This window comes from Plesiocystis pacifica SIR-1, assembly GCF_000170895.1.
Classification (GTDB): Bacteria; Myxococcota_A; Polyangia; order Nannocystales; family Nannocystaceae; genus Plesiocystis; species Plesiocystis pacifica.
Genome location: NZ_ABCS01000080.1, coordinates 17,049 through 32,108 on the forward strand (window position 1 = coordinate 17,049; position 15,060 = coordinate 32,108).

Here is a 15,060-nt window from a genome sequence, read left to right on the forward strand (position 1 = left end):
CACCAACTCGGCAGGTCACCCAGGGGCGAGCCCGATGGCTGGGCCGTGGCTCCGCGTGACTCTCATGGGGGGCCCTCGATGGGGCTGCCCGGCCTGTTACATACGGGGTATGGCTCCGATCGTGGCCAAGCCAGCGCTGCGCGAGCACCTGGCGACGGTGGTCCTCTATCCCGTCGCGGCCTTCATGGTCCTGGCGATGACCATGGGGATCGTCTCGAACATTTCGCCCGGGCTGATCCGCCCCGGCGCCCACAACATCGGGTGGATGGCGGGCGTCGTGCTGGCCATCGCCGCCGCGCTGTGGGCGATGACCTGGCACGCGAACCGCCACCGCTACTACGCGCTGCACGGCGATCGCCTGGTCATCGGACGCTCGGGGGCCATCGCGGTGCGCTTTGAGGACGTCGTTCGCGTGCGCGTCGGGGCGCCCATGCCTCAGGCGACTCGGAAGGTGGCGCGCTTCAACGCGGCGATCGGGCGCTTTTCCGCCAAGAACGCCGGCGCGGCCGAGCTGCTCGCCCGGCAGTACGCCGGAACCATCGTGCTCGACGAGGGCGAGCGCAGCGTGGTCATCAACCTGTCGACGGTCGAGGGCGGCCAGGCGGTGCTCGACGGGCTGCGCGCGGCGCTGCGCGAGCGCGTCGGGGTCAGCGAGTACAGCCAGGAAGAGCGGGCGCGCTTTGGCAAGTTCGTGCCCGGGGTGTACGCCAGGTTGGGCTGACGGCTCGGACACGACTCGGACACTACTCGGACTCTGGGGCCCGCACGGTCAGGTCGATGGAGCCGCGGAGGGGGTCGTGGTTTTCGTAGTACATCAGGTCGACCTGGGGCTGCCCGGGCACCTCGGGCCAGTCGCAGGCGGTGCTGTTGTCTGGCCCGTCGCCGATCTTGTAGCAGCTCCCCGGGCCGAGCAGGACGTCGTAGCGCGCGATCATGTCGTCGAGGGTCTTGCGCACGAGCACCGCGTTTTGGGACTCGCCGTTGAGGCTGACGCTGAAGCCCTGGATCTTGCCGGCGTCGTCGAGGCGAAAGCCGATGAAGTAGCCGTTGACCCCGGCGTTGTCGCCGACCTTGCGGCGCAGCTGCTCGAAGCCAGCTTCATCGCGGACCTCGAACACGTCGTTGTGTTTGGCCTTGACGTCGTCCCAGCTGTCGCCGAAGTCGTAGCCGCCGATGACCCCCTCGGAGGGGAACACCACCGCGTCGAACTCGACCGCGTCGATGTCCTTGGGCCCGCACAGGGAGATGGTGACCAGGGCGAGGGGGACGAGGATGGCAGCGCTCTTCATCGGGGGGGAGTCTCGCGCGTTGCGTGGTCTGTGTACAAGCGCGGCGTTTCGAGTTGGAAATTCCTCCCCAGAACTCGCCGGATCTTCAATGGCCGCCGTAGGTTCATTCGTCGATCCCGTCGAGCCAATCGACGATCGCTTCCCCGATGGCGTGGGGGTGGTCTTCCTGCAAGAAGTGGAGCCCCGGCCCCACCTCGACGCTCGTGATGTTGGGCAGGTTCGCCTGGGCCCACTCGACGTCGGCGGCCGTGTTGAGCACGCCAGGCGTCCCGTAGAGGTGGAGCTTGGGGACGTTCGAGTCACGCAGTGCGTCGACGTACGCGACCTGCATGGCATGCACGTCGGCCGGCTCGCCGCCCACGGGCAGCTCCCGGGGGAAGCTCAGCATCGGGGCGCGCGTGTCGGGGTCGAGGAAGGGCTCGCGGTAGGCGTCGTGCTCGGCCGGGCTCAGCTCGCGCATGACCATCGCGGGCAGGAGCGCCTCGATGAACATGTTTTGCTCGAAGATCATGGCCTCGCCGACGCCGGGGGTCCGGATCGCCTCCATGAACGCGGCGGTGTCTGGATCCCAAAAATCGTAGCCGGGGATCGGCTGCAGCATCGCCTCCATGAACACGATCGCGTGGATCTGCTCTTGGTGCTGCATCGCGTAGTCAAAGCCCAGGAAGGAGCCCCAGTCGTGGACCACGAGGGTCAGCGGCTCGTCGAGGGCGAGGGCGTCGATGAAGGCCTCGAGGTAGGCCGCGTGATCGACGATGCGGTAGTCGATGTCGGGCTTGCCCGAGCCGCCGAAGCCGATCAGGTCGACGGCGATCACCCGGCGGTCCTCGCTCAGGTGGGGGATGACGTTGCGCCACAGGTAGGCCGAGGCTGGCTGGCCGTGGAGCAGCACGATCGGCGGGCCCTCGCCCTCGTCGACGTAGGTCATGGTCGAGTCGAGGACCGCGAGCTCGTGGCGCTCGAAGGGGAAAGCCTCGCTGATCTCGGGGCTGGTCTCCGAGCTGGTTTCGCTTTCAGTCTCGTCCTCGGGGTCGGACACGCACGCCAGACCGAGGGAGAGCAGGGCGGCGAGGCTCGAGGGGATCAGAGTTCGGTACATGGTGTTGGCTCCTGGGCTGGAAAGGGCTGAGTCGAGGACGTGGGGCAGGGAGGGCGTGGCTCGTCCTCGACGGCAAAAACAGTCAGATGAGGCGGTGGCCGCCGTCGATGACGAGGGAGGCCCCGTCGACGAACTCGTTGTCGAGCAAGAAGGCGACGGCCTTGGCGACCTCGCGGGCCAGACCCGGGCGGCCGACGGGGAGGGCGTCGGCGACCCCGGCGAAGTGAGCCTGCTTGCTCGCGGCGTCGAGCAGCCCGTCCCACACGGGCGTATCGATGACGCCGGGGACGACGGTGTTGATGCGGCGGGGCGCGAGCTCGGCGGCCCAGGTGCGACCGGCGGCCTCGATGGCGGCGCCGACGGCCGCGTAGGCCGAGGCGCCAGGGAGGACCTTTTGGGTGACCGTGCCCGAGAACAGCACGACGGCGCCGCGGGGATCGAGGTGGGGGATGGCCGCCCGCACGGCGTGGTACTGGCCCCAAAACTTCGACGCGACGAGGGCCTCGACGGCGTCGAGGGGGACCTCGGCGAGGGGCCCGAGGACGGCCGAGGCGGCCGTGCACACGAGGTGGTCGAAGCGGCCGATCTCGGCGAACACGGCCGCGAGGGCGGCGGGGTCGGTCACGTCGACGGCGCGGCCTTCGACGCCCTCGCCGAGCTGGGCGGCCACGTCCTGGGCCCGCGCGAGCTCGCGGCTCGTGATGACGACGCGGGCGCCCTCGTCACGCAGCAGCGCCGCGGTCGCGCGCCCGATGCCACGGGTCGCGCCCAAGACGACGCTGGTCTTGCCTCGAATGTTGGTGAGCATGCCGAGGAGATAGATCGCGTCAGGCATCACGACCATAAATGTTCATGTATATTGAACATAGACATGGCTGATATCGACGCGCTCGACCTCAACCTCCTCAAGTCCCTGCGGGCGCTGCTCGACACCCGCAGCGTGTCTCGGGCGGCCGAGGCGATCGGGGTGTCGCAGCCAGCGATGAGCGCGGCGCTGCGGCGGCTGCGGGCTGCTCTGGGCGACGAGCTGCTGCTGCGCCAGGGCCACCAGATGATCCCCACGGCCTACGCCGAGAGCCTCGTCGAGCCCTTGACGGACGCGCTGGGGCAGCTCGAGGTCGCGCTCTTTCAGCGCGCGGGCTTCGACGCGTCGAGCTGGGCGACGACGCTGTTCATCCTCACGACCGACGACGTCATCGAGGTGCTCGGCGGGCCGCTCCACGACGCCCTCGCCGAGCTCGCGCCCGGGGTGACCCTGGCCTTTCGGACGCTGACCAGCGACTACGGCAAGGGCCAGCTGCAGCGCGGCGACGCCCACCTGGCGATCACCGTCGACTGGACCGCGCCGCCGGAGCTCAAGCGCGTGCGCCTCTACGACGATCGCTTCGTCTCACTGGTCCGCGCCGATCATCGCTTCGCTCGCCGTCGGCCCTCGCGGGCGGCCTTCGCCCGCGCCGAGCACCTGCTCGTGGCGCCGCTGGGGGGGACCTGGGGCCCCGTCGACGACGCCCTCGCCGACGATGGGCTCGGGCGGGCGATTCGAGCCGTGGTCCCGACTTTCTCGAGCGCGCCGGGTTATCTCGTGCGCAGCGAGCTGGTCTGCACGCTCCCGCGTCACTTCGCGCGGGCGGTCGCAGGGGTTCATGGGCTGAAGCTGTTCGAGACCCCCGTCGCCCTCGCGCCCCTGCGCTACGACCTGTTTTGGCACCCGCGCTTCGATCGCGACCCCGGCCACGTCTGGCTGCGCGGGCTGCTGCGCGAGGTCGCCGACGCGACCCTGGAGGTCTGACGTGCCAGATTGGGCTGCGTGAGGGAGTAGGGGTCTCTCGGGCTGCTAGGCTGTCCGCGATGCGCCGGGAGCTCGTCTTGTTCGCCGCCCTCGTGGCGGGCTCGATTGGATGCGGTGATTCAGCAGGCGAGGGCGACGACGAGGCCGGGGTCGCCAGCGGGTTGCTCGGCTGCAGCGAAGACGGAGCCGAGTGCACCGTGGTCGTCGTCAGCCAGATCCTCGACGACCGCGTCGAGTTCTACGGCGCCCGCGGGCCCGGCTCGGGCTACCGCGGGGCCCTCGACGTCGACCTCAAGCCCAACCCCGGCGGGGACATCGTCGGCGATCGCCTCGACGAGCCCTACGGCCTGGCCTGGGACGGGCAGCGACTGCACGTGCTGCTGAGCCACTACCCCGAGGTCGAGGCCGGCTCGCTGCTGAGCGTGCACGCCGAAGCCCTCGCCGAGGTCGGGCCGGGGGAGCCCTTCGACGTCGGCGCGGCTCTGGGCCTGAGCTCCCCCGACGCGGATCCCGAGCGCGTCCGGCTGACCGAGCTCGATCGCGTCGAGCCCCTGAGCCTGGCGACCCACCCCAGCGACGACGCCCTCGGCGAGGTGCTGCTCGTCGGGGTGTTCGCCAACAGCCTGTTCGTGCCCGAGAGCGTGTGGGTCAACCCGAGCGCCCTGCTCACGGTCTCGACCCTCGACTTTGGCGACCCGGCCGAGCCGGTGCAGATCGAGTCGACGCCGGTGGGCTGCGCGGGGGCGTGGACGATGGCCGCGCTGAGCGAAGAACGCGTGGCGCTGGCCTGCGACGGCGACGAGGCCCTGGCGATCCTCGACGTGACCGAGGCGCGCACGGGCGCGGCCGCGGCTCCGCACTGCTCGACGGCGCTCGGCTTCTCGGGCAAGCGGGTCCGCTACCTGGCCCCCGACGGGCTCGGCGGCGTGCTCGTGGCCGAGAGCCCGATCGTCGCCAGCGACGTCGAGCAGTCCCGGCTGTGGTGGTACGACGGCGACTGCCAGCTGCGCGGCTTCGCGACCTTCGACGACGGCGAGCGCTGGCCCCTGGGCGAGCTGCGGGCGCTCCCGAGCGAGCTCGCGGCCGGGCCCCGGTGGTTGATGATCCGCCGCGACCACGAGCAGCGAGGGGTCTACGCCCTGCGCGGGGATCCGGGCGCGGGCTCCGTCGAGGTCTGCGGGCAGGTCTCGGCCCTCGACGCGGCCTCGGCCTGGGCACCGGCGGCGGCCGACCCCGAGGCCCAGACCCTCGAGCCCCGGGCCCTCGCGCTGCGCACCGACGGCTCGGCCTTCGCCCTGAGCACGGCGCCCCGGGACACGCTGAGCGACGCGGCGGGCTTCGGCGGGCTGTGGTGGGTGGAGCTCGATCCTTCGACCGGCGCGCTGGCGGACCCGTGCAGCCTCGACCTTGGCGCGGCCGCGGTCACGGATCTAGGCGCCAGCGCCCCCTCGACCGATCCCGAATTGCCCCAGACCTGGCGCCGGGCCCCGGACGTGCTCACGATCGTCGAGCTGTGATACATCCTGAGCGCTATGCAGTACCGCGCTTGGTTTTCTTGCGTCGCTGGCTGTCCCGGACAGCACCCCCTCAACGAGGTCCTCTACCGCTGCCCGATCTGCGGCGCGTTGCTCGAGGTGACCCACGACGAGGAGGGCCTTCGCAGCCGCTCGGCGGCGGCGTGGATGCGCCTGTTCGATGAGCGTTATCTGCGGACGCGCTGGCCCTACGGCAGCGGGGTGTGGGGCAAAAAGGAGTGGGTCCAGCCGCACATCGCCGACGAGAACGTGGTGTCCCTGTTCGAGGGGGGGACCAACCTGTTTTGGGCCGAGCGCTACGGCAAGCAGCTGGGCGTCGAGGACCTGTGGGTCAAGCAGTGCGGGACCAGCCACACGGGCTCCTTCAAGGACCTGGGCATGACCGTGCTCGTGTCCACCGTTCGCCAGATGCGGGCCGAGGGCAAGCCGATCCGCGCGGTCGCGTGCGCGTCCACGGGCGACACCTCGGCCGCGCTCGCGGCCTACGGCGCGGCCGCGGGCATCCCCGTCGTCGTGCTCTTGCCGGCCAACAAGATCACCGCCGCCCAGCTGATCCAGCCCGTGGCCAACGGCGCGATGGTGTGCAGCCTCGACACCGACTTCGACGGCTGCATGAAGGTCGTGCAGCGGCTGACGGACACGAGCAAGGGCGACACGGGCATCTACCTGGCCAACTCGATGAACTCCCTGCGCGTCGAGGGCCAAAAGACCATCGCCTTCGAGATCGTGCAGCAGTTCGACTGGGAGGTCCCGGACTGGGTGCTCGTCCCCGGCGGCAACCTGGGCAACGTCTCGGCCATCGCCAAGGGCTTCCTCGAGATGCAGCGCATGGGTCTGATCGCCGCGCCGCCGCGCCTGGTGTGCTGCCAGGCGGCCCAGGCCAACCCCCTGTTCCTCGCCTACGAGCGCGCCCGCGCGGCCGGCCGCGACATGAGCCTCGACGACTTCGAGGCCGTGCAGGCCCAGCCGACGCTCGCGTCGGCGATCCAGATCGGCAACCCCGTGAGCCTCAGCAAGGCCGTCAAGGCCATCGTCGAGACCCGCGGCATGGTCTTGCAGGCGACGGAGGAGCAGCTCGCCCACGCCGTGGCCCGGGCCGACCGCACCGGGCTGTTCTCGTGCCCGCACACCGGCGTGGCCCTGGCCTGCCTCGAGCAGCTGATCGAATCCAACACGATCCAAAAGCAGGACCGCGTCGTGGTCATCTCCACGGCCCACGGCCTCAAGTTCACCGAGTTCAAGGCCGGCTACCACCGCGAGACCCTCGGCTTCGAGAGCCGCCTGGCCAACCACCCCGTGAGCATGACCGGCGACCCCGAGCAGGCCGTCGGCGAGCTGCACCGCTTACTCGACGATTACGAGCAGGCGAACTGAGTCGGCCGGATTCGTCCGGACCTTTCAGTGACAGCGCAGATCGTCCGGGGGATCAGGGAGATCTCGCGTGGCCTCGAAAGTGGCCGCGATCTCACGCGTGGTCTCGGCGCGCTCGCCCGGGTTGGGATGGGTGGATAGCAAGATCGCCGCGCCCGGGAGCTCGCCCTGGAGGGCCTCGAGGCGCTCGAAGAAGGTCGCCATGCCCGTCGGGTCGACCCCAGCTGCCATCAACATGGTGCGTCCGCCCTCGTCGGCGTCGCGCTCTTGCTCGCGGCTGTGCGACTGATTGGCCAAGCCCTCGGCAGCGAAGGCCACGGCCTCGAGATCGGTGCCGCCGAAGATCATGGCGACGAGGGTCATGCCACCGACCCGTCGCAAGACCGCCCGCATGCCGTGACGGTGGGTCACGTGGGTCATCTCATGCCCGATCACGGCCGCGACCTCTTCTCCGCTCTCTGCCGCTTCGAGCAGGCCCATGTTCACGGTCACGAAACCGCCAGGGAGGGCGAAGGCGTTGATCTCCTCGGACTCGACGACGACGAAGCGAAACTCGAATTCGCGCTCGTCCTCGGGCAGGGCGTCGATCAGCGGCTGGGACAGCGCCTCGACGTAGGCGAGGGGCCCGGGGTCGGTGCACTGGGCCTCCGGGGGGGCGAGCTCCTGCCAATTCTGCTCCCCGAGCGCGACGTCGACCTCCGTGGGCACGAAGTCCACGAGCTGCTCCGCGATGGCGCCGAGGAGCTTCAGGACGCCCCAGGCGAGGACGGCGAGGACGACGACGATGATCGCGGCGTTCCGCCACAGCTTCTTGCGATGGGCCGGATCGCCGAAGCCTCCCGCTTGGCCTTCGGACGGGGGCGGGGCCGAGCTCGGGGGAGGCGGAGGCGGGACGTAGGTCGAGCTCCCGCCCTCGGGGCCGCGGGAGAAGCCCTGGGGCGCCGGCCCGGGGGGCTCGACGGATCCGCCGGAATTTCCCGGCGTGGGGTGGGTCGGACGGCCCATCCCGCTCCGGGGCCTCGACCCTTGGACCATCGACGGATCGGACAGATCGGGCGACGAGCCGGGCGCGGGGTGTCCGGCCGAAGGACCCGACGGATAGGTCGTCGAGGGACCAAAGACCAGGGGCTTGCCAGCGGGAGAATCGTTGGGATGACGCGGGTCAGACACTTGAACCGACCCTCACTATAGCCGATTGTGTGCCCTGCTCCGACGGCCCCTCCGGGCCGCGCCGGAACCCCTCACCCCACCGACACTCGATCAAACCGCAGCGACCTCGCTCGCCTGCGACGGAGATCTCGATGCAGCACCAAATCGAACACGGACCGGCCTTCGCCTGGCTCAAGGTCCAGCTCGCACCCAACGAAATGCTTCAAGCCGAGGCTGGCGCCATGGTCCGCCAGACCCCGGGCCTTCAGATGGACACCCGCCTCAACGCGGGCCGCAACGCCGGCTTCTTCGCCAAGGTCAAGGCCTTCTTCGCCGCCTTCGCGCGCAAGTTCCTCGGCGGCGAGACCATGTTCGTCAACGACTTCCACGGCGCCCAAGGTGGCGAGGTCGTGCTCGCGCCGTCGCTGTCCGGGCAGATCATGCACCAGCAGCTCGACGGGCAGCGCACCCTGTTCATCCAGTCGAGCGCCTACCTGGCCAGCACCGGCACCGTCGACACCAAGCTCCGCTTCGGCGGCTTCAAGTCGATGATCGGCGGCGAGGGCATGGTCTTGCAGGAGTGCACCGGCCAGGGCGACGTGTGGATCAACAGCTACGGCGGCATCACCGAGGTCCCCGTCAACGGCACCTTCATCGTCGACACCGGCCACATCGTGGCCTTCGACGGCAACATGACCTTCAAGGTCAAGGCGGCCGGCAGCTCCGGCGGCTTCAGCCTCAAGTCCTTCCTGTTCTCGGGCGAGGGCCTGGTGTGCGAGTTCTCGGGCACCGGCCGCGTCTGGATTCAGTCCCGCAACCTCGGCGCCCTCGTCGGCTGGATCACCCCTTACCTGAGCTGATCCGAAGGAGTCACCGACATGGACATCCAAATCCACTACCGCCCGGCGCACAGCCTGGCCCAGGTCAACCTCAACGCCAACGAGATGATCCGCGCCGAGTCCGGCGCGATGGTCTCGCACACCCGCAACATCGCGGTCGAGGCCGCCGCCAAGAACCCCAACGAGGGCGGGCTCGGCAGCCGCCTGCTCAAGGGCCTCAAGCGCATGGCGCTCGGCGGCGAGTCCTTCTTCACCAACACCTACACGGCCCAGGGCGGCCCCGGTCACGTGACCTTGGCCCCCAGCCTCACCGGTGACATGGTCGTCCACCCCCTCCAGGGGGAACAGCTGGTCATCCAGGGCAGCAGCTACGTCGCCGCCCCCGACAGCGTCGCCATCGACACCAACTTCCAGGGCTTCAAGGGCTTCTTCTCCGGGGAGTCCCTGTTCTTCCTGACCGCCACCGGCAACGGCCCGGTGCTACTCAACGCCTTCGGGGCCATCGAGACCATCGACCTCAACGGCGAGATGATCGTCGACACCGGTCACCTCGTGGCCTTCACCGGCGGCATCAACTACACGGTCGAGAAGGCCTCCAAGGGCCTGATCTCGAGCTTCCTGTCCGGCGAGGGCTTGGTCCTCAAGATGGCTGGCCAGGGCCGCCTCTACATCCAGAGCCGCAACCCCAACGAGTACGGCGCCACCGTCGGCGCCATGCTGCCCCCGCGCGCGGGCTGAACCCCGGTCGAGAGAGGAACCAGAGCCATGCAACACCAGCTCATCGATACCCCCGACTTCGGGATGCTTCAGATCACCTTCGACCAGCCGAACGAGAAAATCGTCAGCGAGTCGGGGGCCATGGTCGCCATGGACACGGCGATCAAGATGGAGACCTCCATGCGCGGCGGTCTCCTGGCCGCGGCCAAGCGCAAGCTCATGGGCGGCGAGTCGCTGTTCCAGAACACCTTCACCTCCACCGCCCCCGGCCAGCGCCTGTTCCTGGCCCCCGGCCCCGAGGGTGACCTGCGCGCCATGAACTTGGCCGCGGGCCAGAGCTTCTTCCTGCAAAGCGGCGCCTACGTGGCCCACGTCGGCGAGGAGCTCAACCTCGACACCAAGTTCGGCGGGGTCAAGGGCTTCTTCGGCGGCGTCGGAGCCTTCATGCTCAAGGTGACCGGCCCCGGCACGGTCTACTACTGCTCCTACGGGGCCCTGCACGAGGTCGACTGCCCGCCCGAGGGCTACACCATCGACAACGACCACCTCGTGGGCTTCACCGAGGGCCTGCAGTTCAACGTCCGCTCCTTCGGCGGCACGCGCGGGCTGTTCTTCTCGGGCGAGGGCCTGGTCTGCGACTTCTCCGGTCAGGGCAAGATCTACCTGCAGACCCGCAACGCGGGCGCGCTGGCGGCCTTCCTGCAGCCCTTCCGGCCCGTCGAGACCAACAACTGAGAGCGGCCCCGAGCTGCGTGGAGAGGGCGAGGCCGCCGCGGCCTCGCCCTCTTTCGTTGCTTGGGCTTGGGGCGCGCGCGCGGAAAAAGAGCGGCTCTGCAGACGCAGGGCCGCTCTCTTCATGGGGAACGGGTGAGCTTCAGCCGGCTTGGTCCGCGCGCTTGGCCGAGCGGGCCTGGAGCGCGGCGAGGGTCGCCTGGATCTCGCTGTTGGTCTCGATCACGTCCTCCGGCGACACCTCGATGTGGCTCGTGGGCGAGAACATCGAGTTGTAGCGAGAGCGCTCGAACTCGGGGGCCTTGCGGTCGCCGGTGACGGACACGGGCCCGTGGGCGTCGCGGATCGAGACCAGCTTCATGCGCAGCGCCGGGATCAGCTTCTCGTCGTCGCAGATGCGCTGGCAGGCCATCTTCACCTCGGACCACTGGAAGGAGAGCATGTCCGTGCCCAGCCAGGACGCCGCCTTGGCCAGGGCGAGGTTGTGGCGAGACTCGGTCACGACCGACGCCGGGATGTCGCGGTCGCGCATCGTCCGGGTGGCCCGGCGCCACTGCTGGTGCGAGGGCTGGATGGGCCCCGCAGCGCAGATCAGCACGCCCTTGACTCGCTCGTCCGCGACCGCGGCCAGCCAGTCGTTCCACAGACCATCGGCAAGCTCGACTTCCGTGTCGACATAGGTGAGTAGGCTGGAACTCACCCGCACCCAGCGGAGCTCTCGAGCACCTTCGTAGGGGACCTTGTTGCCCATGGATTTAGCCTACTGAGCTTCGGGCCGAGATCGAGAAAAAGAAGCTGAAAGATATACATTTCGCGAATATTGAAATCGTACCGCTTCGCCCGGGCTGTCCCACACTGACCGGCTCAAACGGGGCATAGTTCCCCGTATCCGAGGAGATGGGTCTAGGTCCTCGAATTCGCTCGCGCGCGCGTCGCTATTTCTATGATTATTTGTCGTGTGATGTATTCGTTGGGGCTACATTTGCATGCATCGCGTACATCTGCCTCTCCATGCCAGTTACACACGCGGCCAGCCCGCCAAAACGACGCCCAGGATGCGCGGTGGACGCCCTCGTCTCGGGCGACTTCGAACGGCCCCGCGTTGATAGCCTCGCGCTGTCCATGGCCGAGCAAAAGCGCCGCCCGAAGTCTCGACGATCTCGCTCTGGCCTGCGCGGGGGTCTGCGACGCATGCGGGCCTCCGTTCAGAACGCCAAGGACCTGATCGAGTTCGGCCGCCTCGGGGATCCCTGGGGCTCGCCCTACGAGATCGTGCACAGCTCGCGGCGCTATCGATTGAGGCGCTACGCCAGCGCGCACACCAGCGAGCCCGGCGCCAGCGAGCGCGAGCAGGCGACGACGCAGGTGCGCGCGCCCGTGCTGTTGATCCCGCCCTTGATGGTGACCTCGGAGGTCTACGACGTCGCCCCCGACGTCTCGGCGGTGGCCTTCCTCGTCGGCGCCGGCCTCGACGTGTGGCTGGTGGACTTCGGCGCCCCCGAGCGCGAGGAGGGGGGCCTCGAGCGCACCTTGGATGACCACGTGCTCGCCATCGACGACGCGATCACGCGGGCGCGGGCCGAGGCCGACAGCGACGTGCACCTCGTCGGCTACTCCCAGGGCGGGATGTTTTGCTACCAGACCGCGGCTTACCGCCGCTGCGAGGGGGTGGCCTCGATCATCACCTTTGGCAGCCCCGTGGACATCCACCGCAACCTGCCGGCGATCGACGCCGAGGTCGGCAGCCGGGTGATCGGGGCGGCCCGGCGCGCCGTCGCCAAGCCGCTGGCGCAGATCGAGGGCCTGCCGGGGATCCTGACCTCGTCGGCCTTCAAGGTGGTCTCGCTGCGCAAGGAGCTGCAGCAGATCAGCGACTTCATGACCAAGCTCCACGACCGCGACGCGCTGATCAAGCGCGAGAGTCGGCGGCGCTTTTTGGGCGGGGAGGGCTTCGTGGCCTGGCCCGGGCCGGCGCTGCGGACCTTCGTCGACGAGTTCATCGTCGCCAACCGGATGAGCGCGGGGGGCTTCGTGATCGCCGGGCGGACCGCGACCTTGGCCGAGCTCGACGTGCCGATCCTCTACTTCGTGGGCGAGCGCGACGACATCGCCCGGCCGGCCTCGGTGCGCGGCATCGCCAAGGCGGCGCCGGCGGCCGAGAGCTACGAGCTGCCCCTGCCCGCCGGGCACTTTGGCCTGGTGGTGGGCTCGACGGCCAATACGCGCAGCTGGCCGGCGGTGGCCGAGTGGGTGCGCTGGCGCGAGGGCGCGGGCCCGCGGCCGGAGGCGCTGCCCGATCCCGAGGCCGCCCGCGTCGCCGCCGAGCGCCTGCGCCAGGAGTACGACGACATCGAGGCCTTCGACGTGGAGGCGGACTTCGAGCCCATCGTCGACGTGGTCGGCTCCCTCGCCCGCTCCTTCCTCGCGCGCGTGGAGGACCGAAGCCGGGAGCTCGGGGACAGCTTCGACGACATGCGCTATCAGCTGCCGCGGCTGCGCACCCTCGAGCGCCTCGCGCCGGATACGCGCATCAGCCTGGCCTTCGAGCTCGCCGACCGAGCCGCGCGCTCTCCCGACCGGACCTTCTTTTTGTGGAAGGGCCGGGCCTTCTCCTACGCCGAGGCCGACCGCCGCGTCGACGCGATCGTGCGCGGCTTCATCGACCGCGGCGTGCGGGCCGGGCAGCGCGTCGGCGTGATCATGGACGGGCGCCCCAGCTACCTGTCGGTGGTCGCCGCGCTCAACCGCCTGGGCGCGGTCGCGGTGCTCTACAAGCCGCACCTGGGCGGGCCCGTTGCTGGGGCCGGGGCGGGCGCGGGCGCGCGCTCTGAGCGAGACGACGAGGATCGGCATGCCTCTGCCCGGCTGCTCGGCGAGGCCCTGGCCCAGGGCGAGCTCGCGGCCGTGGTGGCCGACCCGCCCAACGCCGCCGAGGCCGTCGAGGCGTGGACGGTGGCGCGCCGCGACGAGCCCGTGCTCGTGCTCGGCGGCGGCCCCGAGCGCGACCCGAGCCGCCCCTTGCCCGCCGGGGTGTTCGACATGGAGGCCATCGACCCGGCCCGCGTCGAGCTGCCCGCGTGGTACGTGCCCAACCCCGGCCGGGCCCGCGACCTGGCCCTGGTGGTCGTGACCGTGCGGCCGTGGGCGGGGACTCGGGAGGCGCGGATCAGCAACGCGCGCTGGGCCGTGTCCGCCTACGGCTCGGCGGCGAGCTGCCTGTTGTCGAGCAAGGACACGGTCTACTCGGTGCTGCCCCTGCACCACCCGGCGGGCATGCTGGTCGCCGTGGGCGGGGCGCTGGTCGGGCGCTCGCGCCTGGCCCTGAGCGCGGGCTTCGACCCCGAGAACTTCTGGGCCGAGGTCCGCCGCTACGGCGCGACGGTGGCCTTTTACGCGGGCGAGCAGTGGCGCTTGCTCGCCGACGCCCCGCGCTCGCCCTCGGAGGGCAACCACCCCCTGAGGCTGATCGCCGGCTCGGGCATGCGCGCCGATCTGTGGCGCCGCGTCGAGGCCCGCTTCGGCCCCATCGGCATCCGCGAGTTCTACGCCTCGACCGAGGGCAACCTGGTCCTGGCCAACGTCGCCGACAAGCCCGGCGCCCTCGGCCGGCCCATGCCCGGGACCAACGAGCTCGCCGTGGTCGCCTACGACTTCGCGGCCAACGACTTCGTGCGCGACTCCCAGGGCCACGCCCGGCGCTGCCGGGTCAACGAGGCCGGCCTGCTCATCGCCAAGGTCGACCCGACCCACCCCGGGCTGCGCGAGCCTCGACCGGCGGGCCACCGCGGCGAGACCTTCCTGTCCAGCGTGTTCGGCAAGCGCGACACCTGGTTCGTGACCGGCGACCTCGTGCGCCGGGACGCCGAGGGCGACTTTTGGTACGTCGACCGCACCAGCCACCTCATCCACGGGCCGCACGGGTGGATCGCCAGCCGGGAGATCGAGGACGTGATCTACGCGGGCACGGGCCAGACCGGGATCGAGGGCGACGACCTCGGCAGCGTGCGCCTGGTCGTGGTCCACGGGGTCGCCCGCGACGAGCTGCCCGAGGCGCTCGCGTCCGCGGGGGTCCCCGGGGCCCACGAGTTCCCGATCGCGACCCTCGTCGTGGCCGACCCGGCGCGCTTTGACCCCCGCAGCCTCGAGCGCGTGGTCGGGGGGCTGCGCCCGGAGCAGCGGCCGATCTGGGTCCGGGTCCGGGCGCGCGTGGCCCTGAGCGACGGCTACCGGCCGCTCAAGTCGCCCCTGCGCGCCGAGCCCATCGACCCCGGAGAGGCCCACGCGCTGCGCTGGGATCCGGGCGGGAGCCGCTACCTCCCGCTCGAGGGAAGTCAGGCTCAGGGGAGCGGCCCGGGGTGAGCCCAGGCGCGAGCGCAGGCGGCCCTCGGTCAGCGTCATCGAGACGCCCGCCCTGCGAGAGCAGGCTCGAGGCCACGTTCATCGACGCCTCACAGACAACACGACCTGCGACGAGGCGACGGGCGTCGGCTACGTCAGGGCCTGGTCGATGTGCGCGTCCAAGGCCCAGTGCGACTGACCG

At 70.2% G+C, this 15,060-nt stretch carries 13 protein-coding genes; 8 read left to right on the forward strand and 5 right to left on the reverse strand.

Annotated elements, in window-relative coordinates; translation table 11 throughout:
* Nucleotides 1–121: 121 nt before the first annotated feature.
* Nucleotides 122–721 (forward strand): hypothetical protein, encoded by a 600-nt coding sequence (locus PPSIR1_RS30235; RefSeq protein ID WP_157596125.1) that lies wholly within the window; start codon nt 122–124, stop codon nt 719–721.
* A 22-nt stretch (nt 722–743) separates the two neighbouring features.
* Here the strand turns inward: PPSIR1_RS30235 and PPSIR1_RS30240 are convergent, their stop codons facing one another.
* The 3 genes from PPSIR1_RS30240 to PPSIR1_RS30250 form a co-directional block, all read right to left on the reverse strand.
* Entirely contained in the window at nt 744–1,289 is a 546-nt protein-coding gene (locus tag PPSIR1_RS30240; protein WP_006975028.1) for a hypothetical protein, read from the reverse strand.
* A 103-nt stretch (nt 1,290–1,392) separates the two neighbouring features.
* Nucleotides 1,393–2,388, reverse strand: a complete 996-nt coding sequence (locus PPSIR1_RS30245; RefSeq protein ID WP_006975029.1) for a haloalkane dehalogenase — start codon at nt 2,386–2,388, stop codon at nt 1,393–1,395.
* Between the two features lie 82 nt (nt 2,389–2,470).
* Entirely contained in the window at nt 2,471–3,223 is a 753-nt protein-coding gene (locus PPSIR1_RS30250; protein ID WP_157596126.1) for an SDR family oxidoreductase, read from the reverse strand.
* A gap of 36 nt (nt 3,224–3,259) precedes the next feature.
* Here PPSIR1_RS30250 and PPSIR1_RS30255 point away from each other — a divergent pair, with 36 nt between their 5' ends.
* Genes PPSIR1_RS30255 through thrC form a run of 3 tightly spaced genes read left to right on the forward strand, consistent with a single transcriptional unit; the run spans nt 3,260 to nt 7,086 of the window.
* Nucleotides 3,260–4,177, forward strand: coding sequence for a LysR family transcriptional regulator (locus tag PPSIR1_RS30255; RefSeq protein WP_006975031.1), 918 nt, complete (start codon nt 3,260–3,262; stop codon nt 4,175–4,177).
* A gap of 59 nt (nt 4,178–4,236) precedes the next feature.
* Nucleotides 4,237–5,694 carry a hypothetical protein gene (locus PPSIR1_RS30260; RefSeq protein WP_006975032.1) on the forward strand — a complete coding sequence of 486 codons (1,458 nt, stop codon included), beginning with the start codon at nt 4,237–4,239 and terminating at the stop codon, nt 5,692–5,694.
* Nucleotides 5,695–5,709: 15 nt separating this feature from the next.
* On the forward strand, nt 5,710–7,086 hold the full coding sequence (thrC, locus tag PPSIR1_RS30265) for a threonine synthase (protein ID WP_006975033.1): 1,377 nt from the start codon (nt 5,710–5,712) through the stop codon (nt 7,084–7,086).
* Nucleotides 7,087–7,110: 24 nt separating this feature from the next.
* Here the strand turns inward: thrC and PPSIR1_RS44280 are convergent, their stop codons facing one another.
* Entirely contained in the window at nt 7,111–8,088 is a 978-nt protein-coding gene (locus tag PPSIR1_RS44280; protein WP_006975034.1) for a M48 family metallopeptidase, read from the reverse strand.
* 296 nt (nt 8,089–8,384) lie between these two features.
* Here PPSIR1_RS44280 and PPSIR1_RS30275 point away from each other — a divergent pair, with 296 nt between their 5' ends.
* The 3 genes from PPSIR1_RS30275 to PPSIR1_RS30285 are packed head-to-tail and all read left to right on the forward strand — an operon-like array spanning nt 8,385 to nt 10,523.
* Nucleotides 8,385–9,092, forward strand: a complete 708-nt coding sequence (locus PPSIR1_RS30275) for a TIGR00266 family protein (protein WP_006975035.1) — start codon at nt 8,385–8,387, stop codon at nt 9,090–9,092.
* Nucleotides 9,093–9,110: 18 nt separating this feature from the next.
* Nucleotides 9,111–9,809, forward strand: coding sequence for a TIGR00266 family protein (locus PPSIR1_RS30280; protein WP_006975036.1), 699 nt, complete (start codon nt 9,111–9,113; stop codon nt 9,807–9,809).
* Between the two features lie 27 nt (nt 9,810–9,836).
* Entirely contained in the window at nt 9,837–10,523 is a 687-nt protein-coding gene (locus PPSIR1_RS30285; RefSeq protein WP_006975037.1) for a TIGR00266 family protein, read from the forward strand.
* A gap of 139 nt (nt 10,524–10,662) precedes the next feature.
* Here PPSIR1_RS30285 and PPSIR1_RS30290 read toward each other — a convergent pair whose 3' ends face one another.
* The gene (locus PPSIR1_RS30290; protein WP_006975038.1) at nt 10,663–11,271 is read right to left on the reverse strand and encodes a hypothetical protein; all 609 of its coding nucleotides are present in this window, start codon (nt 11,269–11,271) and stop codon (nt 10,663–10,665) included.
* A 311-nt stretch (nt 11,272–11,582) separates the two neighbouring features.
* Here PPSIR1_RS30290 and PPSIR1_RS30295 point away from each other — a divergent pair, with 311 nt between their 5' ends.
* Nucleotides 11,583–14,879 carry an AMP-binding protein gene (locus tag PPSIR1_RS30295; protein WP_157596127.1) on the forward strand — a complete coding sequence of 1,099 codons (3,297 nt, stop codon included), beginning with the start codon at nt 11,583–11,585 and terminating at the stop codon, nt 14,877–14,879.
* The last annotated feature ends 181 nt before the right edge of the window (nt 14,880–15,060 follow it).